Genomic DNA, 24,885 nt, shown 5'->3' on the forward strand with positions numbered 1-24,885 from the left:
AACAAAAAAATCCACCTTTCTCTTCAACAAATATCGACATTAAATCTATTCAACAAAAAAGACGAGGATACAATCCCTCGTCTTTTTTCATTACTTTTCTTCAAATAATAATGCTTCTAATTCATTTAATTTCTCTTCAAATACTTGTAGCGCCTCTTTTACTGGTTCAGGAGATGCCATATCTACTCCTGCTTTTTTCAGCACTTCAATTGGATAATCAGAGCTTCCTGCTTTTAAGAACTCGTTAATATAACGTTCTACTGCTGGTTGTCCTTCTTCTAAAATCTGTTTAGACAGAGCTGTCGCTGCACTAAATCCTGTTGCGTATTGATATACGTAATAGTTGTAGTAGAAGTGTGGAATACGAGACCATTCTAAACCAATCTCTTCGTCGATTACTAAAGCGTCACCGAAATATTTCTTATTTAAATCGTAGTAAATTTCCGTTAGCATGTCTGGCGTGACAGCATGTCCTTCTTGTACTTTCTTATGAATAATATGTTCAAACTCTGCAAACATCGTTTGACGGAATACAGTACCACGGAACCCTTCTAAATAATGATTTAATAAATATAGACGCTCTTTCTTATCTTCTGTCGTTTTTAATAAATAATCATTTAAAAGCGCTTCATTACAAGTAGATGCCACTTCTGCTACGAAGATGGAATAATCACCATATACGTGCGGTTGTGTTTTTCTTGTATAGTAACTATGCACCGAATGACCAAACTCATGAGCAAGTGTAAATAAATTATTTACATTATCATGCCAGTTCATTAAAATATACGGATTTGTTCCATATGCACCAGATGAATATGCCCCGCTTCGTTTTCCTTTATTCTCATACACATCTACCCAGCGATTTTCATATGCCTCTTTCAAAATGTCAACATATTCATCACCAAGTACGTTTAAAGATTTTAATAAAAGGTCTTGCGCTTCTTCGTATTTCACATTCATTTTCACTTCTGGTACAAGTGGTGTATATAAATCATACATATGAAGCTCATCAAGTCCTAGTGCACGCTTACGAATATCGATGTAACGGTGTAATAAATGTAAGTTGTCATTTACTGTTTCAACGAGTTGATCGTATACTGCTTCCGGAATATTATTATTGCTCAATGCAGCTTGGCGAGCAGAATCATATTTACGAACACGCGCATTGAAATTATTACGTTTTACTGCTCCACTTAACGTACTTGCGAATGTGTTTTTAAATTTTCCGTACGTTTCATATACAGCTTTAAATGCATCTTTGCGAACACGAGGATCATCACTTTCTAAAAACTGAATGTAACGGCCATGTGTAATTTCTATTTCTTCTCCGTCTTCCCCTTTAATAGATGGGAATTTTAAATCCGCGTTATTCAACATACCGAATGTATTGCTTGATGAACTCATTACTTCAGACGCTTCCGCTAATAAAGCTTCCTCAGCTTCTGATAATACGTGCGGGCGTTGACGTGTAATTTCTTCTAATGCATGTTCATATACACTTAAATCTCTATTTTCCTTCAAGAATGTTTGCAGTGTATCTTCTGAAATCGATAAAATTTCAGGAACAATATACGCTGTGCTACTAGATACTTGTGAATATAAATTTGTTGCGCGATCATTTAATGCTTGATATACAGAGTTTGTTGTATCTTGATCGTAACGCATATGAGCATATGTATATAACTTACCTAATCGCATTGATATTTCATCTTCATATTGCAATGCCTCAAGTAAATTGTCCGCAGAGTCACCAAGTTTCCCTTTAAATTCAGTTAACTTCGGCAATAGCTCTTTAATAGCTTGAAATTCTTTTTCCCATTCTGCATCCGTTTGGAAAATATCTTCTAATCGCCACGTACTTGCTTCTTCAATCTCGTTGCGATCTGGTAATGCTTTCGCTTTGTTTTGTTCAGACATTCTTTAAGCCCTCCTTTAAATATCTCTACTTAAGTACAATTCGTTTTTTTCTTATGTAATTCCTTCACAATCATTCTTTATTATATCCCCTTTTCCTCCTCTCATGTTAAAATTTGCCTCAAATAAAGATAGCGCATGTATTAAGCAAATCTCATCATGTTTCATAATCTCCTCCTCTGTTTTTAACATCATGACATCCCTTATTTTCCGGTACGTATAAGTTCCCACTTTACGCAAAACACCTATATAGCATAAAAATTTCATATATTCAGTAACTGCCACTTTCCATATATGCTTTGAAAAGTACGGAAGTATCCGCCTTTTCGTATACCTTTTTACATAACTACACACGTATTGAAGAGAAATACACTCTCCCACTGCAAGCTCCCCTATACACTTCATATAGAGAAAAGCTTGCCATATAAATGGGTTTGTTTGAAAAGCAAATCCAGAAGGGAGTGGAACACCAATTTCAGAAGGAAAGCTCGCTGGGGTACATTTAAATTGATATAAGAGGCGTAATAATGACTTATAATTATAATTCCAAATCGGCAGGGCATTTTTGCGGAAGTAGTTCTTTCTCTTCTTCCACTCTTCACCCAATCTTTCTTTCCCGAAAGGAACGGGAGAAAAAAGCATTTCAAAAGTAGTCGTATCAGTTGGTAAATATATAGTATGTGAGAAAAAGACATTTGTAGAAAAGGGAGTGACAAATGCACATTTCATAAATGATTTTTGTTTCGGACAGAAGAAAATAAGAAGTGGCTGAGGATAAGATTGTAAGGAGAAAGCCATAAGTGAGGAAAATTTCATCCAATATGCAGATTGCTTTTTCAATTGATTTCCACCAACGATCCAAATGACCTGTATACCAGCTTGCCAATACGAATATGTTCTTTTGTACAGCTGCTCTATAGCGAGGTTTGCACATTGGTATTCAATTGCAATTTTTCTGCCCGCCCTCTCTACAAAAACATCTGGTCGTTGCTTAATTTCTGGAAGGTAGTACTCTATATCCACCTGAAAGTTTTGACGCTTGAACCATCTATATAACAATTCTTTACCATGCATATGATACGTTGATTCCGCTTCATAAAAGGCAAGACATGAATCCACTTTTTTATGAGCAAAATGCCAACTTTTTTGTTTCCCTAATTTCATTTGCACTTCCTTTCCACAAGCTACACAAAAGAATCGTTCTTGTTGACGCATACGGCGCAAAAGCTTTTCATTACAATTATAGAGTAAATGAATTTTCTCTCCGTTTTCTCTTTTAGCGATAAATATCGTAATCACACCCTTTCAGCTCCTTATATTCTACAATTTGTTACAAATTCCTTTTAAAAAAGAGATGTCCCAATTTCGGACATCTCTTTTTATAATAAAGGTGATAATAAGCGGTATGTTGATTCAACAATTCGTCTATGAAGACGTCTTTTATGAAAATGATCAACATGAATTTCACTTGATTCTTCTAAATCATCTTTAAAGTCTTGAACAAGTTTTCGAATGCTATCTGTATCATATAAAAAGGCATTTACTTCAAAATTCAAATGAAAACTTCTCATATCCATATTAGCTGTCCCAATTGAAGCTAAATCAGAATCGACGATGACAACTTTACTATGAAGAAAACCTTTTTCATATTCATATATCTTTACACCTGCATCTAAAAGCTCTGGGAAGTAAGATCTCGATGCGTAAAAGACAGTACGCTTATCCGGTTTACTCGGCATTAATAAACGAACATCAATACCAGCAAGTGCAGCAACCTTTAATGCGGATAAAATATCATCATCCGGAATAAAATACGGCGTTGCAATCCAAATGGATTTCCGAGCAGAAGCAATCATGGCAAAATATAAATGCTTAATCGTTTCCCATTTATTATCAGGCCCACCTGCAACAAGCTGCACGCCTCCCCAATGCTCCCCCTCAACTGCTTTCGCTTGTAAATATTCAGGGGCTAGCACAGCCTCACCAGTCATATAAAACCAATCTTGAAGGAAAATAAGCTGCAAACTTTGTACAGCTTCACCACGCAAATATAAATGTGTGTCTCGCCAAAAGCCGAAGTACTTATCCTTCCCTAAATATTCATCACCAATATTTAATCCACCTACAAAGCCTTCATTTCCATCAATAATAACGATTTTTCGATGATTTCGATAATTAATTTTATCGTTTAAAATCGGAAAGCGTACAGGGAAGAACGGAATCATTTCGACTCCTGCATCGTTTAATTCTTCAATATACGATTTTGATAATTTAAAACTTCCAACCGCATCATACAAAAAACGAACGACTACGCCCTCTTTTGATTTTTGTATTAAAATATCTTTAATTTCCGTTCCAAGCTTATCATCACGCACAATGTAATATTCCATATGAATGTGATGTTTCGCTCGTTTTAATCCATCTAAAATGGCCTGAAATGTTTCATCTCCATTTGTTAATGTTCTCGTTTCAGTTTGAAATGAAATATTTAAAGCGCCTAAGCGATCCGCTAAACGAAATAACAGCTCTTGATGCTTATGATTGCGTAAAATCCGTTCTTCGTAATCTTCATGCCCCTTATATTGTAAAAACGCTTGTTCATCGAGCAACGCCTTCTTTTGGAACATTCTCTTCCTCCGAAAGTTCTGTCCGAATAATAAATAAGCGAAGAATCCAAATACCGGAAAAATACCTAACACAATGAGCCATGTAAGTGTTTTTGACGGATGACGGTTCTCTAAGAAAATAACGCAACCAATTAAAAACGCAGATACTGTAAATAAAATACTAATAATACCTAAAACCGAAACATCTTTTATCCCAATCACATCTGAATAAAATGCTACATCAATAAACATACGTAATGAAACAAATAATGCGAACAATAGCAGTATAAAGAAAATCAGCTTTAACGTATTTTTCATCTCTTACCTCCTAACTAAGAAAGCTTTCCTATTCTTCATATAAAAAGCCGATTTCATACTACAGAAATCGGCCTACGTTTTAGCAGGAAAATTATTGCGAATCGTTTCAAGAGCATGCTCTTTCACAATTTGTTTTCCATACTCACTTACACGATGAATTGTTAAAGTTGATTCTTCCCCATATTCTAAAATAATACTTAAAATACGATCGATTTCTTCTTCATCATGTAGCACTTCATCGAATTCCACATATACATAATAGCGGTTCTCAAATGAATACAGCTCATCTTTTATATCTTCAAAGATAAGACGATGACTTAATGAAATGACATCTTCAAAATCATTAAACTTAATTAAAAAGCCAAACGTACCATCTTCATTAAAGTTTGTTCCTGTTTGTTCTTCTACCTCTTCGACTAATTCTTGTTGGAATAATGATTCGATGCCTTCATCTAGAGGAATATCTATAATTTTGTCTACCCCTATCGGTAGTTCCAGCTTTTGCCCGTCCTTTGAAAGCTCTGCTTTCGTGACAAGTACTTCAATCCCTTTATCGACTGCTTGCACTTGAATCCATAACGGCCCATCAATAAAGAAATCGTCATGATCACGAGCTTCGTCCATCATCTCCCAAAAGAGCTCTTCACTTCGTTCGCGATCATACCAAATCTCTTCACGATTAAATCCTCTATCCTCTATATCAATGTACGTAATAAAAAATTTCATCGTATGATCATTAATTCTTTCAATATCCAAAATACAACTCTCCCTTCCTGCTTAGAATTGTTATGAAGGGATTCCCCACTCATATGACAAATCAATAGATTCTTGTACTCTCATTTTATGATAAGATTCTCCAGAATGGAAATAAAATCGATTTATTTTACAAAAATAGTTATATGCCTATCTTTACTCGATCAACTACGTAAATATATTATTATAGCGATTTCTTACTTACAAAAAATTTGGACATACATTTCCACATTCCCCCGTACACTGTAATAAAGTGAAACTTCTATTAGAAGAGATTATTTAACAACAACTTTCTTCATCACATACATATAGTTCGCTTATTAAAACATCATAAATGGAGGCAGACGAATGGACTTAGAGTTTTTAACATCCGTACTAATGATTGTCGGTATCGATGTTGTATTAGGTGGTGACAATGCAATCGTCATCGCACTAGCTAGCCGAAATTTACCTGAATCGAAACGAAATAAGGCTATTTTGATCGGTACTCTTTTAGCGATTGTACTAAGAATTGTCCTTACTATACTAGCTGTCTATTTACTCGACATTCCATTTCTACAATTGATTGGCGGGGTTTTACTTACATTAATTGCAGTCAATTTATTAACCGATAATAGCAACGATCTTTCTTCTATTCAAGGAAAAACAACTTTATTTCAAGCTGTGCGGACAATTGTTTTCGCGGATCTCGTTATGGGGTTTGATAATGTTATTGCCATTGCAGGTGCAGCTCACGGGAGATTTTTACTCGTCATAATCGGCTTACTCATTTCTATCCCGATTATTATTTGGGGCAGCAAACTTATTTTAATACTTATGGAGCGATTTCCATTCCTCATTTATTGCGGTGCAGCAATTCTTGCCTATACTGCAGGAAAAATGGTTACACATGAAGACAGACTTGCAACCTTTTTTCATAACAATCCAAGTTTCACTGCAAGCATTCCTTATTTGTTCATTTTCACTATTTTATGCATCGGCTTTATTGTACAACAAGTTCGATTACGCAATGTGAAACATTAAAAAAAACCTTCTACTATATAATAGGTAGAAGGTTTTCATATTATTATAATTAATTTACAAGACGTTGTGCTTCACGTAATTGGAACGTTCTTACTGTACGTGGTAAGAAACGACGAATTTCGTCTTCGTTGTAACCAACTTGAAGGCGTTTCTCGTCAATCATAATTGGACGACGTAAAATCCCTGGATAGTCACGAATCATCTTATATAAATCTTGAAGTGGTAAAGACTCTAAGTTTACATTCAATTCTTGGAAAACTTTCGAACGAGTAGAAATAATCTCATCCGTTCCGCTTTCTGTCATACGTAAAATCTCTTTAATTTCCTCAATCGTTAATGGATCTGAGAAAATATTACGTTCTGTATAGGGAATATGATTTTCCTCTAGCCATAATTTCGCCTTTCTACAAGACGTACAGCTTGGAGAACTATATAATGTTACCATACAAAGCTCACTCTCCTTAAAGAGTACAAATTCTGTACTAAATACAGTTTTAATTTCTAACTTCAGCAATTTTTCGTGATAACTTGTCTTATTGAAAAGTACAAAAATCACATTTCATGTAAGCAACAACTTATAATAAACAACAATTACTTTTAATAAGTAACTTCTATAATCATTATACAATAGATTTTGCAAGAAATATACAGTAAATTTCCTGCTAGTTGAGAAAACTCTCCCGTGTATTTCACTGCTATGTAACATGATTACGCTCATTTCAGCTGTACTTTAACAATAACTTTCAACCCTTTTACTACTCACTTCCCATAGATTTTTCATATAATATATAGTTATTTATCTATAATCTTCCCTATGAAAAAGAGAACGTTTTCTTACTTTTTCTTGATAAATCAATTAAGAAATGTAAGACTATACAAATGAGAATAAAAAGGAACATTTGTTCTTATTTTAACAAATATCCTCCCTCCTGTCTACATGATTTCTAAAGTAAATTAAATATTTTTCTGACATTTCTTTCTTTTTCATTTTTTATCTCATACAATAAACATACAGACAGGCAAAGGGGGAGTTTTCAAATGATTGCTTTTTTTATTGATTTTATTACGGTTGCTGCCCTCATCATCGGAATAACAGCATTGATTGGTGTCATTACAAATAGCATCGGCGAAAAGCTCTTTGGTGGAAAAGAAAAAATGAAGTTTGTTAACAAAGGTTTGGATGTACAATCTGGCTGGAACCAAGTTGGCGGAAAAGGCATTTATAAGAAACGAACGTATTAAAAAAAGCAGGTGATCACCTGCTTTTTTTCTTATTTCTCTACTGACGCCCATTTAAAGCTTAAATCGCCGCCATATTTATGGTTATACATATTTTTAATTGAATCTCTTTGTAAATATGCTCTACCACGTTGATATACTGGAACGATCGCAGCATCATCAAGTAACATTTTTTCTGCTTCTAATAAGTTCTTCCAACGAGCATTTACATCGCTTCCATCTTTTTTCGCCTTCATAATGATTTCATCGTATTTTGGATTAGAGTACTTCATCTTATTTTGTGACCCATCTGTTACAAACATATCAAGATATGTAATTGGATCTGGGAAGTCCGCACTCCATCCAGAGAATGACATGACATAATCGCCCGCATCTTCTAATTTTAGTTTTTGTGCGAATGGTTGTTGTTTAATTTTTACTGTTAAACCTGGTAAATTCTTTTCTAATTCACCTTTTAAATATTCACCAGTTTTCTTTGATAACTCTACATCTTCATTTAATAATTCTAATTCGATTTCATTTTTACCAAGTTCTTTTTTACCAGCTTCCCAATATTTCTTCGCTTCTTTCACGTTTGGTTTTACAATATCCCCGTTTACAGCACGGAAATCTTTTTTATCTGGTCCTTTAATGAAGTTATCAGGAATTAATCCTGTCGCTGGCTTAGAACCGTTATTTAATAATGTATCCACGAATGGCTTACGGTCAAAAGCAAGTGAAATTGCTTTACGAATATTTTTATTTGCTAAAGCTGGATCTTTTTGATTTAAACGAAGGAAGAATACAGATGTATCTTCTACTGTTTGGAAATCTGGTTTTCCTTTATATTTATCAATAAACTCCGCTAATAACGACGCTCGATCAATTGCATTTGTTTCATATAAGTTAATTGGCGTAGATGTATCTTTTACAATATTAAAGTTTACTTCTTCAATCTTCACTTCTTTATTGTCCCAATATGACGCGCTCTTTGTCATTTTAAAGCTACGTTCATGTTGCCAATCACTTAATGTAAATGGCCCGTTATAAAGCGTTGTATTCGCTTCCAAACCAAACTTCGCACCTTGCTCTTTCACAAACTTTTCATTCACAGGATAGAAGATTGGATATACCATTAAATCTACAAGGTATGGAATTGAATTATCTAATTCCACTTCTAATGTATAATCATCAATCGCCTTTACCCCTAATTGATCCGGACTCATCTCTTTTTTATTAATTTTCTCTGCATTTTTTATATCATACATAATGTACGCTGATTTCGCAGCTGTATCTGGGTTAATCGCTCTTTGCCATGCATATACGAAATCTTTTGCCGTCACAGGCTCACCATTTGACCATTTTGCGTCTTCACGTAATTTAAATGTATATTTTTTACCATCTTCTGATTTTTTGAATTCCTTCGCTACACCAGGAACTAGCTTATCATCTTTTCCTAAACTGTATAAGCCTTCCATCGTATTAGTCATTACTCTTGAAGAAACTGCATCAGCTGATAACGCTGGATCCATCGTTGGAATTTCTTGTGTTTCAATTAAGTTAATAACTTGCTTCGCGCCGCTTTTTCCGCTATCCCCTTTAGCGTTTGCTTGCGATTCATCTTTTTGATAGCTACATGCCCCTAACATCATGCTCATCGCTACTGTTGATGCTACAAAAACTGGTATCTTTTTTTTCATACTTCCACCCTCCAAAAAAATGTTAACCCTTTCATTTTCAAACAAAAAGAAATATATATATGTTCTAATAATTCATATTATACACACAAATATATTTTTTGTATATTTATATTTCTATTTCATTAAAATTTTTCGTTAAAAAATATATCTTTGTAAACGTTTCATATTGCTGATTATTCATACTAAAGTGTTAAAAATGATATTTTTTATACTTTTCTAAATTATCAGAGAAAAACGAATTTTATATCTCATAATATTTTATGTATAATTATCCTTTTGTTTTTATCATAAAATAGCACTCTCTTCATAATAAAAATATGTAGGCTAAAATGAGTGCAAAGGTTAAGAAAGTATGTTACGATACATTTTGCTAAAAATAGATATCGGTAAAGAGGGGACGGACATGGCAGCAATTCAGGTAAAAAACGGGCCTACTGAGAAATTAAGTTTATTCTTATTAACATGGCCTATTTTTCTAGAAGTTTTTCTTTTTATGTTAATGGGGATCGCTGATACTTTCATGTTAAGTGCATTATCAGACGATGCTGTATCTGGGGTTGGTGCAGCGAATCAATATCTTCATATTGCGATTTTGGTATTAGAAGTCATCGGGAACGGCGCTGCTATCGTTGTATCTCAATACCTCGGTTCCAAACGCTTTATGGAAGCATCTAAAATATCAGCATTAGCCGTCACATTAAATTTAATAGTTGGGCTCGTTATAAGCGCTGGTTTTCTTTTATTTTCGAAACATATGATGCTCGCAATGAACTTACAAGGCGATGTACTAACGTATGCGCAAAACTACTTATCTATCGTCGGAGGAGCCATCTTCCTACAAGCTATTATTAACTCATTAGCCGCAATTATCCGTGTACACGGTTTTACAAAGCAAGCGATGTTTATTTCACTCGGAATGAATATGATTCATATCGCCGGAAACTACGTACTCATTTTCGGGAAATCTGGTTTCCCTGAGCTCGGTGTACAAGGGGCTGCAATTTCTTCCGCTATCAGTCGATTGATCGCACTTATTGTTTTCTTCTGGTTACTATACCGCGTTATGGAATATCGTGTGAAATTACAATATTACTTCACTTTATCCAAAGAATACATTAGGAAAATTTTAAAAATTGGCATTCCATCTGCATTTGAACAAGTGATGTATCAAGCTTGTCAAATCGTCTTCCTTTATTACGCAACGTACTTAGGAACGGAATCATTAGCTGCTAGACAATACGCTACTAACATTTCCATGTTCACTTATTTATTTGCAATTGCAATTGGTATGGGAACAGCCATTATTATTGGCCGCCTCGTTGGTGGTGGCGAAAAAGATGAAGCATACGAACGCTTGTGGAAAAGTGTAAAATGGGCGATTGGTGTAACTTTATGTATGGTCGCTCTCGTTATTACATTCCGTACACAATTAATGGGACTGTTTACAGATAATCCGTACATTATCGGGTTAGGCGCAAGTGTTCTTTTACTAAGTGTACTACTTGAAACGGGACGTACGATGAACATCGTCATCATTAATTCGCTTCGTGCAGCTGGTGATGCAAAATATCCTGTTTTAATCGGTGCATTCTCTATGGTGTTAATGAGTTTACCACTAGGTTACTTTTTCGCCTTTCATTTAGATATGGGGCTCGTTGGTATTTGGCTAGCAATCGCCATCGACGAATGGACACGTGCCATTATTATGTTCTTCCGCTGGAAAAGTAGAGCATGGGAGCGTTATGCACTTGTTAAACCTGAAGAACAAGAGGAGAATGTTTCTGTTCAAGTTCAGTAATTTTGCATATGGATATCACTAATGATACATGAGATTTATATCGGCGATTCTTTAAATATATCGACTGACCGACAAATGTATACAATTCTTTTATATAGTAGAAAAAGAGCCATCCTTCCATAACAGAAGAATGGCTCTTTTTCTTATTGATAAATCTCTTTATATTTCTTGTACTCCGCTTCCGAACATAGTACGAAATGTCCTGGGCGAATTTCACGCATTGTTGGTGCTTCACTACCATAATTATGCTGTGATGGATCATATACGATACGTTTACGATTGCGCTCATAATCTGGATCTGGAAGTGGAATCGCTGATAATAGTGATTTCGTATATGGATGAATTGGATTCGCATATAATTCATCACTTGTTGTTAACTCAACGATTTGGCCACGGTACATTACACCAATACGGTCACTAATGTATTTTACCATTGATAAATCATGGGCGATGAATAAGTATGTTAAACCTTTTTCTTTTTGTAACTTTTTCAGTAAGTTTACAACTTGCGCCTGAATCGATACGTCAAGTGCTGAGATCGGCTCATCGGCAATGATAAATTCTGGGTCTACAGCAAGCGCTCGAGCGATACCGATACGCTGACGTTGTCCACCTGAGAATTCGTGTGGGAAACGGTTTGCGTGCTCTTTATTTAAACCAACTGTGTTTAATAGTTCATGAACACGGTCCATGCGCTCTTTTTTACTTTTCGCTAGTCCGTGAATATCGATACCTTCTGCAATAATATCCCCTACTGTCATACGAGGGTTTAATGATGCATATGGATCTTGGAAAATCATTTGCATTTTACGGTTGAATTTCTTCAGCTCTGCGCGTGATTTTTTACCATGTACATTTTCACCATCGAATAACACTTCACCAGCAGTTGCATCATATAAACGAATAATCGTTCTTCCAGTTGTCGATTTACCACAACCTGATTCTCCTACAAGACCAAATGTTTCTCCGCGGTAAATATCAAATGAAATATCATTAACCGCTTTGACAACACCACCACTCACGTCGAAGTGCTGCTTTACATTTTTTACTTCAATTAATTTCTCACGTTGTTTAGTCATGTTGTTCACCTGCTTTCATTTGAAGAATGCGTTTTTCAACGACTGCCGGCGGTTTTACTTCTGGAGCTTGCTCGTGAAGTAACCAAGTTGCCGCATAGTGCGTATCACTTACTTTAAATAAAGGTGGGTCCATTTCAAAATCAATTTTCAGTGCCTGTGGGTTACGTGGTGCAAAAGCATCTCCCTTTGGCGGCTTCAATAAATCTGGAGGCGTTCCAGGGATTGCATATAACTCTTCTTCTGAACCATCTAAACTTGGCATAGATGCGATTAAACCCCAAGTATATGGATGTTTCGGATTGTAGAAAATTTCATCTACAGTTCCAATTTCAACAACTTTACCAGCGTACATAACTGCCACTCGGTCCGCAACGTTTGCTACTACACCTAAGTCATGCGTAATGAAAATGATTGCTGCTTCTGTTTTTTGCTGAATGTCTTTCATAAGTTCTAAAATTTGCGCCTGAATCGTAACGTCTAGCGCTGTTGTCGGCTCATCGGCAATTAATAATTTCGGGTTACAAGCTAACGCCATCGCAATAACTACACGCTGTCTCATACCACCTGAGAATTGGTGAGGATATTGTTTTAAACGAGCTTCTGGATTTGGAATACCTACAAGGTCAATTAACTCTAAAGCAACTTTACGTGCATCTGCTTTACTCATCCCTTGGTGTTTAATTAGACCTTCCATAATTTGATTTCCAATTGTCATCGTTGGGTTTAATGATGTCATTGGATCTTGGAAAATCATCGCAATATCTTTACCGCGTACTTGCTGCATTTCTTTTTCTGTTAATTTTGTTAAGTCACGACCTTCAAATACGATTTCACCATTTTTAATGCGTCCAGGAGGATTCGGAATTAATCCCATTAACGCTTTAGAAGTAACTGATTTCCCTGAACCAGATTCTCCTACAATCGCCAATGTTTCTCCTTTTTTCAAATCAAAAGTAACGCCGCGTACAGCTTGTACTTCACCTGCATGTGTATCAAAGGAGACTTGTAAATCTTTTACCTCTAACAATGTTTTCATCTTTGCCTCTCCCCTCTTTTACTTACGCATTTTTGGATCTAACGCGTCGCGTAATCCGTCTGCCATTAAGTTAAACGCTAAAATTAATATACTGATGACAACCGCAGGGATGAACATCATATGCGGATACGTTTGAATAGATTTATAACCATCATTTACAAGAGAACCTAGTGACGCAAATGGTGGCTGAATTCCTAAACCGATGAAACTTAAGAACGCTTCACCAAACACCGCTGATGGAATTGTAAACATCGTCATTACGATAATAGGTCCCATTACGTTTGGAATTAAATGTTTCACAATTAATTGTGTATTTGTTGCACCTAATGTACGAGATGCTAATACATATTCTTGGTTTTTTAACTTTAAGATTTGTCCACGAACAATACGCGACATCCCTATCCAACCTGTAATCGCCATCGCAAGTGTAATTGACCAAATACCAGATCCCATAATGATTACCATTAAAATAACGATGATTAAGTATGGAATACCGTTAATAATCTCCATAATACGTTGCATAATGTTATCTACTCTACCGCCGTAGAATGCTGAAATACCTCCGTATGCAACCCCAATTACTAAGTCAATTGCTGCCGCTAAAAGAGCGATATATAATGATACGCGTGTACCTTCCCATGTTCTTGTCCATAAATCACGGCCAAGGTCATCTGTACCAAACCAGAAGTACTCTTTAATATCACGTTTTTCATATTGGTCAACACCATATTGATCTGTACCGTCAAATGGTAACCAATGAACATTTTCAATAACTGGAATTTTTGGTGGTAATTTCGCACGACCTAAATCTTGCTCTTTATACGAGTGTTTACTTACCATCGGTCCAAAAATCGCTAATAGCGCAATGATAACTAACAATACAAGGCCAAGCATCGCACCTTTATGTTGGAATAAACGTCTTCTTACATCTTGCCAAAACGTTAAGCTTGGACGGGCAATGACTTCATTATCAACATTATTTTGATTGGCTTGTTGAAATAAATCTGGAGATAATTTTTGTACATCTTTCATCATTTTTTCCCTCCCGCTAAACGAATACGAGGATCAATAATTCCGTATAAAATATCGACAATGAAAATAACTAAAATGAAGATCGCACTATAGAAAATCGTAGTTCCCATAATAACTGTATAGTCATTTAAAGTAATCGATTTAACGAATTGTTCCCCAAGTCCTGGTACAGCATAAATTTGCTCGATAACAAGTGTTCCTGTAATTAATGCCGCAACCATTGGTCCTAAAATTGTTACAACTGGAATTAACGCGTTACGAAGTGCATGTTTGACAATGATAACGCCTTGGCTAATCCCTTTCGCTTTCGCTGTTAAAATGTAATCGGCTTGCATAACTTCAATTAATTCTGCACGAGAGAAACGTGCGATTGTTGCGATAACTCCCATCGATAATGCAATTGTAGGCATTACAGTAAACTCTGGTCCTTTCCAGAATGCTACTGGGAACCAGCCTAGTTTTACCCCTACGAAATATTGTAGTAATGCGGCGAATACGAATGATGGTACCGACATTCCGAGTACCGAAATAACTGTTGCACTATAATCTACCCACGTATTATTACGAAGTGCGGCAACAATACCTAAAATTAAACCGATAAATGTTCCTAATATAATCGCTTGTAAACCTAATTGGGCTGATGGTCCAATACGATCCACAATCATGTCTGTTACTGGGCGGTTATCATATTGGAATGATACCCCTAAATCACCTTTTGCTAAGTTACCTAAGTAACGTGCATATTGAACTGGTACCGGATCATTCAATCCGTATTTTTCAAGAATGATTTCTTTTTGTGCCGGTGATAGCTTCTCCTGGTTTTTAAGCGGAGAACCCGGAAGTAATTTCATCAAAAAGAAAGTCATTGTAGTAATTAAAAATAATGTCAAAGCCATGTACACGAAACGTTTTAATACATAACGTCCCATAGTCAAGCACCTCCCCGTTTTTCTCAAAAGCAATAAGATAGTTTAAAATATTCTTACTTTTATTTTTTTAAAATAAGAGCATATGCCCATCATAGGCATATACCCTTGTAAACGATGGAAAAAAAAGATTATTTTTGTTCAACAGATGCCCATTTGTAAGTTAATTTACCACCATAGTTAATTGGGATAATATCTTTTACGGCACCTTTTACTACATACGCTGAACCTTTTTGGAAGATTGGAGTGATAACTGCATCCTCTTTAATTAACATCTTCTCTACTTCTAGAAGGTTGTCCCAGCGAGCTTGTAAATCTTTTGTATCTGTTTTAGCTTTTAGGATTAACTCATCATATTTCTGATTAGAATACCCTGTTTTATTTTGAGAACCATTCGTAACAAACATATCTAAATATGAGATTGGATCTGGGAAATCTGGTCCCCAAATACCAAACGCAATATCATATTGCTGAGAATCTTCTAATTTATTTTTTTGTGCGAATGGTTGCTGTTTAATTTTAATTGATAAACCTGGTAAGTTCTTTTCCATCTCACCTTTTAAGAATTCCCCAACTTTTTTAGCATCTTCATTATCAAAGTTTAAGAATTCTAGTTCGATTTTATCAGTTCCAAGCTCTTTCTTCGCTGTTTCCCAAAGCTTTTTTGCTTCTTTTGGATTTGTTTCAACTAGCTTTCCATTTTCAGCTCGAAAATCTTTTTTATTTGGACCTTCAGCGAAATCTTTTCCAACAAATCCGTAAGCTCCAATTGCGCCGTTATTTAAAATAACTTTTGCAATGTTATCACGGTCAAAGGACATTGAAATTGCTTTTCTTAAGTTTTTATTACTTAAGTACTGATTACTTTGATTAAATCTTAAGTAAGCAACCCCTGCCTCTTTTCTTGTTTGGAACTCTGGGCTTTTTCTAAACTTATCAACAAATTCAGACGTTAAAGCCGCTCGATCAATCGCGTTTGTCTCATATAAATTTACATCAGTTGCTGTATTTTTTACAATATTAAAGTTGATTTCTTCGATTTTAACCGTTTTATTATCCCAATATGAAGGATTCTTCTTGAATTGGAAACTTTGTTCATGTTTCCAATCACTCATAACGAATGGACCGTTATATAATGTTGTATTTGCCTCTAAACCAAATTTATCACCTTGTGCTTTTACAAAGTTTTCATTTAGTGGGTAAAATACTGGATAAACTGTTAAATCGATAAAGTAAGGAACGGGATTGTCTAATTCTACTTCTAATGTATAATCATCAATCGCTTTTACACCTAATTGGTCAGCAGGTAATTCTTTTTTATGAATTTTCTCTGCATTTTTAATATCGAACATAATGTATGAATACGTTGCTTTTGTATCTGGATTTACTGCTCTTTTCCATGAATACACAAAGTCTTTAGCTGTTACAGGTTCCCCATTCGACCATTTCGCATCTTTTCTTAATTTAAATATGTATTTCTTCCCATCATCTAGCTTTTCGACATCTTCTGCAACTCCAGGCATTCTCTTTTGATCTTTGCCAATACGATATAAACCTTCCATCGTATTATTTAATGCTGTAGAAGATGAAGAATCAGATGCTAATGATGCATCCATTGACGGAATTTCAGATAACTCTGTTAAATTAAGAATCTGTTTTCCGTTACTACTACTCGTAGCGTTCTCTTTCCCTTTTGCTTTTGCGTCATCTTTTTGGTAGCTACACGCACTAAGCAACATACTTGCAGTTAAAGTTGATGCAAGTAATAAAGGTATCTTTTTCTTCATGTTGTGTTGCCTCCCCTAATTGCACTTCCTGTACCCTCAATTGTTAAAAAGTAGAATTGAAAGAATAATCTCCAAGTTTCTACAATTTTCATTATACATATAATATAACAATTGTGAATATAGTTTTTTGTTTTTTTGTTAAAATTTTTAATAAAATATTTATATTTTTAATTTTTCGTAAAGGGATACATTAACATTGCTACCATCATCTTAAAATCAGACCTTTAATTGCGTATAATTTTCAAAAAATTAATCCTAGTACTTATTATAGCTTTTATAGTATAATAATTCTAGTAATATTTTGACGGAGGGGAATATTTTGAATAAAGTTTTTTTTCATACTTGTATACTAATTTTTATAGCGATGATTGCTTCTAGTATTGGTGCATTCCTCATTTCATCTCAATTTTTGTTGAACTTTGTCAACATTTTGTTTTATATTGCACTGTTTTTTATTCTTATCGGCGGTTTTTTATACATATTTCAAAATGGTTTTTTCAATGTAACCATTTACGCATTCCAAAGAGTATTTGGTACGAACAAAAAGATTGACTCTTTAATTGAAGAAGTCGAGGAACCTACAGATAAGAAAGAACGTATTTATAAAACATATTCATTCAAATGGACATATCCAATTTGTATTACAGGTATCTTCCTTGGGTTGTTCTCGACCCTCATTAGCTTTACTATTTTGATGTAGTTTGCAAACACTATCCCATATGATATAATAATCAGCAAAACATTTTGTTATAAAACTTTAGTTCTTTCATATTAAAAGAGCTCAAGTAACAATAAATAAATTTATATGTATGCGATGATAAAGAAGAGTACATATTGAGGCAATTTCAGAGAGCTTGTGGTTGGTGTGAACAAGTAATTGTACAGTATGGAATGGGCTTTTGAGCACCAAACCGAACCGAAAGTAGTAGGCTTTGGCGTTATATCCTAACGTTATCATGGATTAGAGAGATTTCACAGTAGTGAAATAATTAGGGTGGTACCGCGGTCCATTCGTCCCTATAGTTTTTGGGATGAATGGGCTTTTTTGTTTGCCTTCTCTTCCCCCCATCACGCATTCAATTTTAGGAGGAATTACTTATGTCAGTTATCTTTTCTGGTATTCAGCCAAGTGGAACGATTACACTTGGAAACTATTTAGGCGCAATGAAGCAGTTTACAGAGCTTCAAAATGAACACGATTGTTATTTCTGTATTGTAAACCAACATGCGATTACAGTACCTCAAGATCCCGTCGGACTTCGTAAAAACATCCGCAGTCTTGCTGCACTTTATGTAGCATGCGGCATCGATCCTGAAAAAGCTACTTTATTTGTACAATCAGAAGTACCAGCACACGCTCAATTAGGATGGATCATGCAATCTGTTGCTTACGTTGGAGAATTAGAACGTATGACGCAATATAAAGATAAAGCTTCGGGTAGAGATTCAGTTCCAGCTGGATTACTTACGTATCCACCATTAATGGCTGCTGATATTTTACTTTACAACACTGAAATCGTACCAGTTGGTGATGACCAAAAGCAACATATGGAATTAACACGCGACCTAGCAGAGCGTTTCAACAAACGCTTCCGTGAAGTGTTCACAATTCCTGAAATTCGTATTCCAAAAGTAGGCGCTCGCGTTATGTCATTAACAGAACCTACGAAGAAAATGAGTAAATCTGATCCGAATCCAAAATCAATGATCAGTATGCTTGATGAACCAAAAACAATTGAAAAGAAAATTAAAAGTGCTGTTACTGACTCTGAAGGTATTGTGAAATTTGATAAAGAAAACAAACCTGGTATCTCTAACTTATTAACAATCTACTCTTCATTCTCTGGAAAAACAGTTGAAGAAATTGAAGCAATGTACGAAGGAAAAGGATACGGCGACTTCAAAGGCGACCTAGCGCAAGTAGTCGTAGAAGCAATTCGTCCAATCCAAGACAAATATAACGAACTAATCAACTCACCAGAACTAGACGAAATTCTAGACAAAGGTGCAGAAAAAGCAAACCGCGTTGCATTCAAACAACTACGCAAAGTAGAAAACGCAATGGGACTAAGCAGAAAACGTAGGTAACATATAAAGCGGAGGCGACTGCTTAGCCCTGACGGCTAAGGTTCTTTCCCACAGAAGGTGCTTTTTACCTTCTCGTGGGGAAGGTTCTTAGACGCGAAGGGCTAGGAGCCGGAGCTGGATTTCTACATAAAGCGGAAGCAGCTCGTTCAGAATGTGAGGGGGATGGAGCTCCTGACGCAGAGGCGCTTTTTGCCTCGCAGGAAGGCGCGAAGCCACCGAACATTCTTGCCGCTGGAGCTGGATTACTACAAAATTAAAAAACCGCCAATTGGCGGTTTTTTAATTTACCTTTTGCTCATTTTCCATTTCCCATAACTTTTCAAAAAATGGCTGTCCTTTTACGAGACGCTCGCATAATTGTTCATGCTTATCAGACCAGCCTGTTTTCGCTTCATCATACAGCTTAACCCAAATATCTTCAAATTCCATATGTTGAACCATTCCATATGCTGATGGATCCCACTCTGTGAACCAATAGCGAATTTCTGCTGTATTTTTCGTTGTATGTAATTGATCTAACGCCATAAATAATAATTGTTTTAGCTGTCTTTCTTTACGAGTCAAGCCATTCATAATGAAAGGCGATGGTGATAAAATGTGATGTTCTTTTTCTGTTTCTTCTACTTGGAACTCATACTTTTCTGCTTGTACGTTTTCTACCATCTCATATACCATCTGTTCTTGGCGTGGTATAAGTCTGCTTTTGCGAATTGGTACATTGTAGCCAATTGTGTCAATCGCAATAATTCCTTTTCCATCTGTAACAACAAAGCAATACTCTTGCTGCAAACGTTCATGATTTTTACGAATATAAGCCTTATGATGTACGTCTTCCAGCATTTTTTGCGGAAGCTCTAACAATTCGTTCTCGATGTAATGATATAATGTGGCATCTACTTTTAATAATGGCACTTGATCTAATAGCTCAATCGTATCATCTTTCCGCCATTCGTAAAAATGACAAACGTTATACCCATTTTCTTCACCTTCAAACCAATTTACCCATACATCATGTAGATATAACATTCACTACCCCTCACTTCACTACTGTTTGTACCAATCATTATGTTCATTTTTGCTTAACTTTATTCCACTTGAGGAAATATATTCTAATTATTATTTTTTCTTCTATTAATATTAAAAAAACAGGAAATAGAAATCCTGTTTTTTTATATATGAAATGTACTTGCTTTATTCAATATTTCTTTTGCATCTATAGATAATAAAGAAAGTGTATCTTCTCCTTCCAAAGTTACACAATCTTTGACAATATGAAATCCAAGCGCATAGCCAAGCATCTTCGGATAAGAGTGAAAGCCATTTAATAAGATGTCATGTTCCCTTGTTCCTCGTTTTATACTTATTCTTTCATGTACAATATTTTTCCAATAATAAATAGCCTCTTCCTTTGAAAGATACGCCGTCCACGGTGCATTGTTTTTTTCTGTATACCTTTCTGTTACTGCTTGTTCAGCTAGCCCTTCCATAATCATCGTATCAAGTAATGTATATTCTGTTTCTTTCGTCTCAATTTGATGTAACCTGCATATGTGATGATATTCATGCGCTAATAACACTTTTAATTCTTCTACCGAATTCCGTCCACATACGAATAAGAAAATAACATGACGCATAGATAATCCAGCCCTACCGTTATACTCTTCTTGTACAGTTCGATTATAGGAATCTGATAATAAAATAAAGACAGGGACATCTGGACCTTTTAACCAGTTTTTCAGTTTATCATACTCCAGGCTCAATTCTTTCCAAATTTCCTTTTCCTCTAATTCTTTAATTTCCTTTTCTCCGCGCATGATCGGGCGATACATCCCTTTTGAAATTAAAAAGCGATACAACCTTTCTTTTGGCAACGGAATATACTTCGTAAATTTCTCACAAAGTTTTTCTGGCCGCCCATAATATAAATGTAGCCATTCAGCTGTTTCAACAATCCCCATCTTTATCCCTCCTTTTTCTTATGTATATGCTACAGGAGAAAAAGGCGTAAAAATAAATAAGGAGTTTTTTCGCAATATATTGCGAAAAAACTCCTTATTTTATCTATTATTTATACGATTTAAATACTAATACTGCGTTATGACCACCGAATCCTAATGAATTACTTAACACTGCGTTTACTTCTTGATGTCTCGCATTATTCGGTACATAATCTAAATCACACTCTGGATCTGGTGTTTCATAGTTAATTGTTGGAGGAATTACTCCGTCTGTAATTGATTTAATAGAGAAGATCGCTTCAACAGCACCAGCTGCTCCTAATAAGTGACCTGTCATTGATTTCGTTGAACTGATCGCTACTTTATACGCGTGCTCACCGAACGTTTCCTTAATTGCCATCGTTTCATATTTTTCATTCGCATCCGTACTTGTACCATGCGCATTAATGTAATCAATATCTTCTGGCTGTAGGCCTGCATCAGCTAAAGCTTGACGCATTGCACGCACTCCGCCTTCACCACCAGGAGCAGGCATTGTAATATGGAACGCATCTCCAGTTGCACCATAACCAGCAATTTCCGCGTAAATGTGAGCACCACGAGCTAATGCGTGCTCTAATTCTTCAAGAATTAAAATACCTGAACCTTCACCCATTACGAAACCGCTACGATTTTTATCGAATGGACGACAAGCTGTTGCTGGATCTTCATTAAATGTTAATGCTTTCGCTGAGCTAAATCCTGCGAATGCCATACTTGTTAACGGCGCCTCTGCCCCGCCCGTAATCATTGCATCAGCATCACCGCGCTGAATCGCTTTAAATGCATCACCAATTGAGTTTGCACCAGATGCACAAGCCGTTACAGAACAAGTGTTAATTCCTTTTGCTCCTGTTGCGATTGATACTTGACCTGCTGCCATATCTGGAATCATCATCGGTACGAAGAATGGGCTCACGCGGCGCGGGCCTTTCTCAGTAAAAATCTTAAATTGTTCTTCGTATGTTTCCATACCACCAATACCAGAACCAATCCACACACCAATTCGCGGTCCGTTTTCTTCTGTAATTTCAAGCTTTGCATCTGCAACTGCCATTTTCGCTGCTGCTACTGCATATTGTGTAAAGCGATCCATACGGCGCGCTTCTTTTTTATCAATATATTTCTCGACTTCAAAGTCGTTAATTTCTGCTGCTACTTTTGCTGGAAATAGTTCCGGATCAATTCTTGTAAGTCGTCCGATTCCAGATACACCCTTTTTAATGTTTTCCCACGCTGTTTCAACATCTGTACCGACCGGTGTAACAGCTCCTAGTCCTGTAATTACGACCCTCTTTTTTTCCATACAAAATACACTCCTTTTTTTCTCTCAGTCCTTATTTACCCCAACGAAGAGCGACTGCTCCCCATGTTAATCCGCCGCCAAAACCAACAAGTATAATTAAATCACCATCTTGAATACGTCCGTTTTGCAATTCCTCTACCATTGCAATCGGAATTGAAGAAGCCGATGTATTACCAAACTTTTCAATTGTCATACTCATTTTTTCTTGTGGCAAATTTAATCTCTCTCTTGCAGATTCCATAATACGAATATTCGCTTGATGCGGTACTAAGAAATCCACATCCTCTTTTGTAAGACCAGCCTTATCCAGCACGCGAAGACAAGATTCACCAAGTTGACGAACGGCAAATTTAAAGACTTCTCTGCCATTCATCATAACATACTCGTCTTGATATAGATGCTTACCGCCGCTTCCGTCTGCTCCTAATTCGAAAGATAGAACGCCTCTTCCTTCTGAAACTGCTCCCATTACGATAGCACCGGCTCCGTCTCCAAATAATACCGCTGTATTTCGATCATTCCAGTCTACAATTTTAGATAGCTTATCACTACCAACTACTAATACGTTTTTATAAGTCCCCGTTTGAATAAATTGCTGCGCTGTAATCATTCCGTACATAAAACCAGCGCATGCTGCACCTACATCCATTGCAGCTGCATGTTTCGCTCCAATCGCTTCTTGAATGACACAAGCTACTGCTGGAAACGCACGATCTGGTGTTACTGTCGCCACTAAAATAAGATCGATATCTTCTCCGCTAACCCCTGCATCTTCAAGTGCTTTTTTTGCAGCCTCTACGGCCATATATGAAGTATCTATTGTATCATCGGCAATGCGTCTTTCTGCAATTCCCGTTCTCGTACGAATCCATTCATCGGATGTATCCATTATTTTTTCTAAATCGTGATTTGTGACTACTTTTTCTGGCACATATCTTCCGATCCCTAAAATGCCCACGTTCACATCGCAGCCCTCCGTTTTATATCAATTATTATGACTTGGTACTAATTTTAAAACATAAATGTATTTTTGTCTAGAATATATTTCGCATAAAACAGAAAGCTAACGCATTATCCACTTTATTTTTCATTAAAAGAAACAGAAACATACCTCTCAAATATAAAAAGACTCAAACCGCTTCTGTTCACGGTTCGAGCCTCTCTTCCATCTAAAAAGATGCTTTTTATTCTTTATCTGCTTTCCCGAGCTCATAAGCCTCGTTCATAACTTTCATTAACAACTCTAACACCGGCTGTGCCTTCTCCATATCAAGTGCAATTCCATTATCATCTAAAATTGCCTTTGCTTCCGGTAAATGCTTCATTGCGATTTGTAAAAACTGCATGCTTTTTTCGTTCATATTATACTCTTCCTCTCCATTAAAACTTTCACATACAATAGTGTAACACGCGTACTACCCTTCGTATAACTCTTTATATTTTTTCATGTGTGCCAGTTGCTTATTTAAACCGTATTCTAACGGAGTATTTCTTTTTATCGAAATTACTTCGATAGCCTCATCTCTTACTTCGCTATTATTTTTATTTACTTTATCATCCGCGCGTAAAAGATTCATACCTTTTTCCCATAATGACTGTTTACCACTAAGTAAATTGTATATACCAAGATGCGCCCCGTTCGTTCCATGTTCCCATAAGTATTCACATACATCTTCAACGTAAAGTAAATCATTCCCCTTTTCCTCAATCGTACAACGGCACTCTTTTTCAACTAATTCTGATAAAATAAGCTGATGAAACATCATAAAGGACGGTTGCCACGGTCCATATAATGTTGGAACTCGAAATACACTATATTGTAAATTCCCTTTTTTCAATCCTTCTTCTACTTTCAAAAATAGGCGCTTATTTTCGGATTCATCTGTACTTCCTACTTCAATAGAAGAAATTAAATTTAACTTCACTTTTTGTTCTTCACACATTCTTATAATTCGCTTTAAATATTGTAATATGACTCTTTCATTCCGAAATCCACTTTGCTGATTTGGCTCATATAAGCAAAAGTAAACAGTATCGAATCTCTCTTCCTCAACCGATCTCCATCCATCTTCATCTCTTATCGAATAATACGTAAATAACGCATTTCGCCCAATTAATAATAACTTCTCTTCATTAATTTTGGTCATACTATCGAATTCATCAAAATCAAGACCATAGACTTCCACTTCTTCTGCAATCATTTTATTTACAAGGTGATAACCTACAAACGTAAGTGCACCTATTATCAGCACGCGTTCCATACCACCAACCCTTTCCCTCTGAAACAAATAGCTCCTCATTTAT

General features: G+C 35.9%; 23 protein-coding genes and 1 other annotated feature. Of the genes, 6 read left to right on the forward strand and 17 right to left on the reverse strand.

The window, feature by feature from the left end; genetic code table 11:
• Positions 1-90: 90 nt before the first annotated feature.
• The 4 genes from pepF to mecA form a co-directional block, all read right to left on the reverse strand.
• Positions 91-1,917 (reverse strand): oligoendopeptidase F, encoded by a 1,827-nt coding sequence (gene pepF / locus D1166_RS01075; protein ID WP_000003348.1) that lies wholly within the window; start codon positions 1,915-1,917, stop codon positions 91-93.
• A 51-nt stretch (positions 1,918-1,968) separates the two neighbouring features.
• Entirely contained in the window at positions 1,969-3,213 is a 1,245-nt protein-coding gene (locus D1166_RS01080; protein WP_097855580.1) for a competence protein CoiA, read from the reverse strand.
• A gap of 80 nt (positions 3,214-3,293) precedes the next feature.
• A complete protein-coding gene (locus D1166_RS01085) occupies positions 3,294-4,838 on the reverse strand; it encodes a cardiolipin synthase (RefSeq protein WP_000799198.1) in 1,545 nt (514 codons plus the stop codon).
• A 72-nt stretch (positions 4,839-4,910) separates the two neighbouring features.
• Complete coding sequence (gene mecA / locus D1166_RS01090; protein WP_000350716.1) at positions 4,911-5,594, reverse strand: adaptor protein MecA; 684 nt, start codon at positions 5,592-5,594, stop codon at positions 4,911-4,913.
• 345 nt (positions 5,595-5,939) lie between these two features.
• Here mecA and D1166_RS01095 point away from each other — a divergent pair, with 345 nt between their 5' ends.
• Complete coding sequence (locus tag D1166_RS01095; RefSeq protein ID WP_000362615.1) at positions 5,940-6,614, forward strand: TerC family protein; 675 nt, start codon at positions 5,940-5,942, stop codon at positions 6,612-6,614.
• A 49-nt stretch (positions 6,615-6,663) separates the two neighbouring features.
• Here the strand turns inward: D1166_RS01095 and spx are convergent, their stop codons facing one another.
• Positions 6,664-7,059 (reverse strand): transcriptional regulator Spx, encoded by a 396-nt coding sequence (gene spx, locus D1166_RS01100; RefSeq protein WP_000258267.1) that lies wholly within the window; start codon positions 7,057-7,059, stop codon positions 6,664-6,666.
• Between the two features lie 593 nt (positions 7,060-7,652).
• Here spx and D1166_RS01105 point away from each other — a divergent pair.
• Positions 7,653-7,856 carry a hypothetical protein gene (locus D1166_RS01105; protein ID WP_097855579.1) on the forward strand — a complete coding sequence of 68 codons (204 nt, stop codon included), beginning with the start codon at positions 7,653-7,655 and terminating at the stop codon, positions 7,854-7,856.
• Between the two features lie 29 nt (positions 7,857-7,885).
• Here the strand turns inward: D1166_RS01105 and D1166_RS01110 are convergent, their stop codons facing one another.
• A complete protein-coding gene (locus D1166_RS01110) occupies positions 7,886-9,532 on the reverse strand; it encodes a peptide ABC transporter substrate-binding protein (RefSeq protein WP_097855578.1) in 1,647 nt (548 codons plus the stop codon).
• A gap of 352 nt (positions 9,533-9,884) precedes the next feature.
• Between D1166_RS01110 and D1166_RS01115 the strand changes: the two genes are divergently transcribed.
• Positions 9,885-11,330, forward strand: coding sequence for an MATE family efflux transporter (locus D1166_RS01115; RefSeq protein WP_118043229.1), 1,446 nt, complete (start codon positions 9,885-9,887; stop codon positions 11,328-11,330).
• 143 nt (positions 11,331-11,473) lie between these two features.
• Here D1166_RS01115 and D1166_RS01120 read toward each other — a convergent pair whose 3' ends face one another.
• The 5 genes from D1166_RS01120 to D1166_RS01140 form a co-directional block, all read right to left on the reverse strand.
• Positions 11,474-12,409, reverse strand: a complete 936-nt coding sequence (locus D1166_RS01120; protein WP_000166348.1) for an ABC transporter ATP-binding protein — start codon at positions 12,407-12,409, stop codon at positions 11,474-11,476.
• Entirely contained in the window at positions 12,402-13,445 is a 1,044-nt protein-coding gene (locus D1166_RS01125) for an ABC transporter ATP-binding protein (RefSeq protein ID WP_000854346.1), read from the reverse strand. Before D1166_RS01125 ends, D1166_RS01120 begins: the two co-directional genes overlap by 8 nt.
• Positions 13,446-13,463: 18 nt before the next feature.
• Positions 13,464-14,480: an oligopeptide ABC transporter permease gene (gene opp3C / locus D1166_RS01130; RefSeq protein WP_000974106.1), complete on the reverse strand. Its 1,017-nt coding sequence runs from the start codon at positions 14,478-14,480 to the stop codon at positions 13,464-13,466.
• Positions 14,477-15,406: an oligopeptide ABC transporter permease gene (gene opp3b / locus D1166_RS01135; RefSeq protein WP_000534172.1), complete on the reverse strand. Its 930-nt coding sequence runs from the start codon at positions 15,404-15,406 to the stop codon at positions 14,477-14,479. The genes opp3C and opp3b overlap by 4 nt, the downstream gene beginning before the upstream one ends.
• A 128-nt stretch (positions 15,407-15,534) precedes the next feature.
• Complete coding sequence (locus D1166_RS01140; RefSeq protein WP_000727217.1) at positions 15,535-17,190, reverse strand: peptide ABC transporter substrate-binding protein; 1,656 nt, start codon at positions 17,188-17,190, stop codon at positions 15,535-15,537.
• Positions 17,191-17,509: 319 nt separating this feature from the next.
• Between D1166_RS01140 and D1166_RS01150 the strand changes: the two genes are divergently transcribed.
• The 3 genes from D1166_RS01150 (at position 17,510) to D1166_RS01160 (ending at position 19,535) form a co-directional block, all read left to right on the forward strand.
• Positions 17,510-17,890 (forward strand): DUF3899 domain-containing protein, encoded by a 381-nt coding sequence (locus D1166_RS01150; RefSeq protein ID WP_001044997.1) that lies wholly within the window; start codon positions 17,510-17,512, stop codon positions 17,888-17,890.
• Between the two features lie 105 nt (positions 17,891-17,995).
• Positions 17,996-18,212, forward strand: a binding site (T-box leader).
• A gap of 76 nt (positions 18,213-18,288) precedes the next feature.
• The gene (gene trpS, locus D1166_RS01155; protein ID WP_000110985.1) at positions 18,289-19,278 is read left to right on the forward strand and encodes a tryptophan--tRNA ligase; all 990 of its coding nucleotides are present in this window, start codon (positions 18,289-18,291) and stop codon (positions 19,276-19,278) included.
• Positions 19,279-19,352: 74 nt separating this feature from the next.
• The gene (locus D1166_RS01160; RefSeq protein ID WP_088360944.1) at positions 19,353-19,535 is read left to right on the forward strand and encodes a hypothetical protein; all 183 of its coding nucleotides are present in this window, start codon (positions 19,353-19,355) and stop codon (positions 19,533-19,535) included.
• Between the two features lie 22 nt (positions 19,536-19,557).
• Here the strand turns inward: D1166_RS01160 and D1166_RS01165 are convergent, their stop codons facing one another.
• The 6 genes from D1166_RS01165 to D1166_RS01190 form a co-directional block, all read right to left on the reverse strand.
• Positions 19,558-20,304 carry a YjbA family protein gene (locus D1166_RS01165; protein WP_000966128.1) on the reverse strand — a complete coding sequence of 249 codons (747 nt, stop codon included), beginning with the start codon at positions 20,302-20,304 and terminating at the stop codon, positions 19,558-19,560.
• 143 nt (positions 20,305-20,447) lie between these two features.
• Positions 20,448-21,236 (reverse strand): DUF2268 domain-containing putative Zn-dependent protease, encoded by a 789-nt coding sequence (locus D1166_RS01170; RefSeq protein WP_000513275.1) that lies wholly within the window; start codon positions 21,234-21,236, stop codon positions 20,448-20,450.
• 106 nt (positions 21,237-21,342) lie between these two features.
• The gene (gene fabF, locus D1166_RS01175) at positions 21,343-22,581 is read right to left on the reverse strand and encodes a beta-ketoacyl-ACP synthase II (protein WP_000412652.1); all 1,239 of its coding nucleotides are present in this window, start codon (positions 22,579-22,581) and stop codon (positions 21,343-21,345) included.
• A gap of 31 nt (positions 22,582-22,612) precedes the next feature.
• Entirely contained in the window at positions 22,613-23,545 is a 933-nt protein-coding gene (fabH, locus tag D1166_RS01180; RefSeq protein ID WP_001100533.1) for a beta-ketoacyl-ACP synthase III, read from the reverse strand.
• A 220-nt stretch (positions 23,546-23,765) separates the two neighbouring features.
• A complete protein-coding gene (locus tag D1166_RS01185; protein ID WP_001986215.1) occupies positions 23,766-23,942 on the reverse strand; it encodes a ComZ family protein in 177 nt (58 codons plus the stop codon).
• 54 nt (positions 23,943-23,996) lie between these two features.
• Positions 23,997-24,869: an NAD-dependent epimerase/dehydratase family protein gene (locus D1166_RS01190; protein ID WP_001986101.1), complete on the reverse strand. Its 873-nt coding sequence runs from the start codon at positions 24,867-24,869 to the stop codon at positions 23,997-23,999.
• Between the last annotated feature and the right edge of the window lie 16 nt (positions 24,870-24,885).

The organism is Bacillus sp. ISO11 (assembly GCF_003458115.1).
Taxonomy (GTDB): domain Bacteria; phylum Bacillota; class Bacilli; order Bacillales; family Bacillaceae_G; genus Bacillus_A; species Bacillus_A cereus.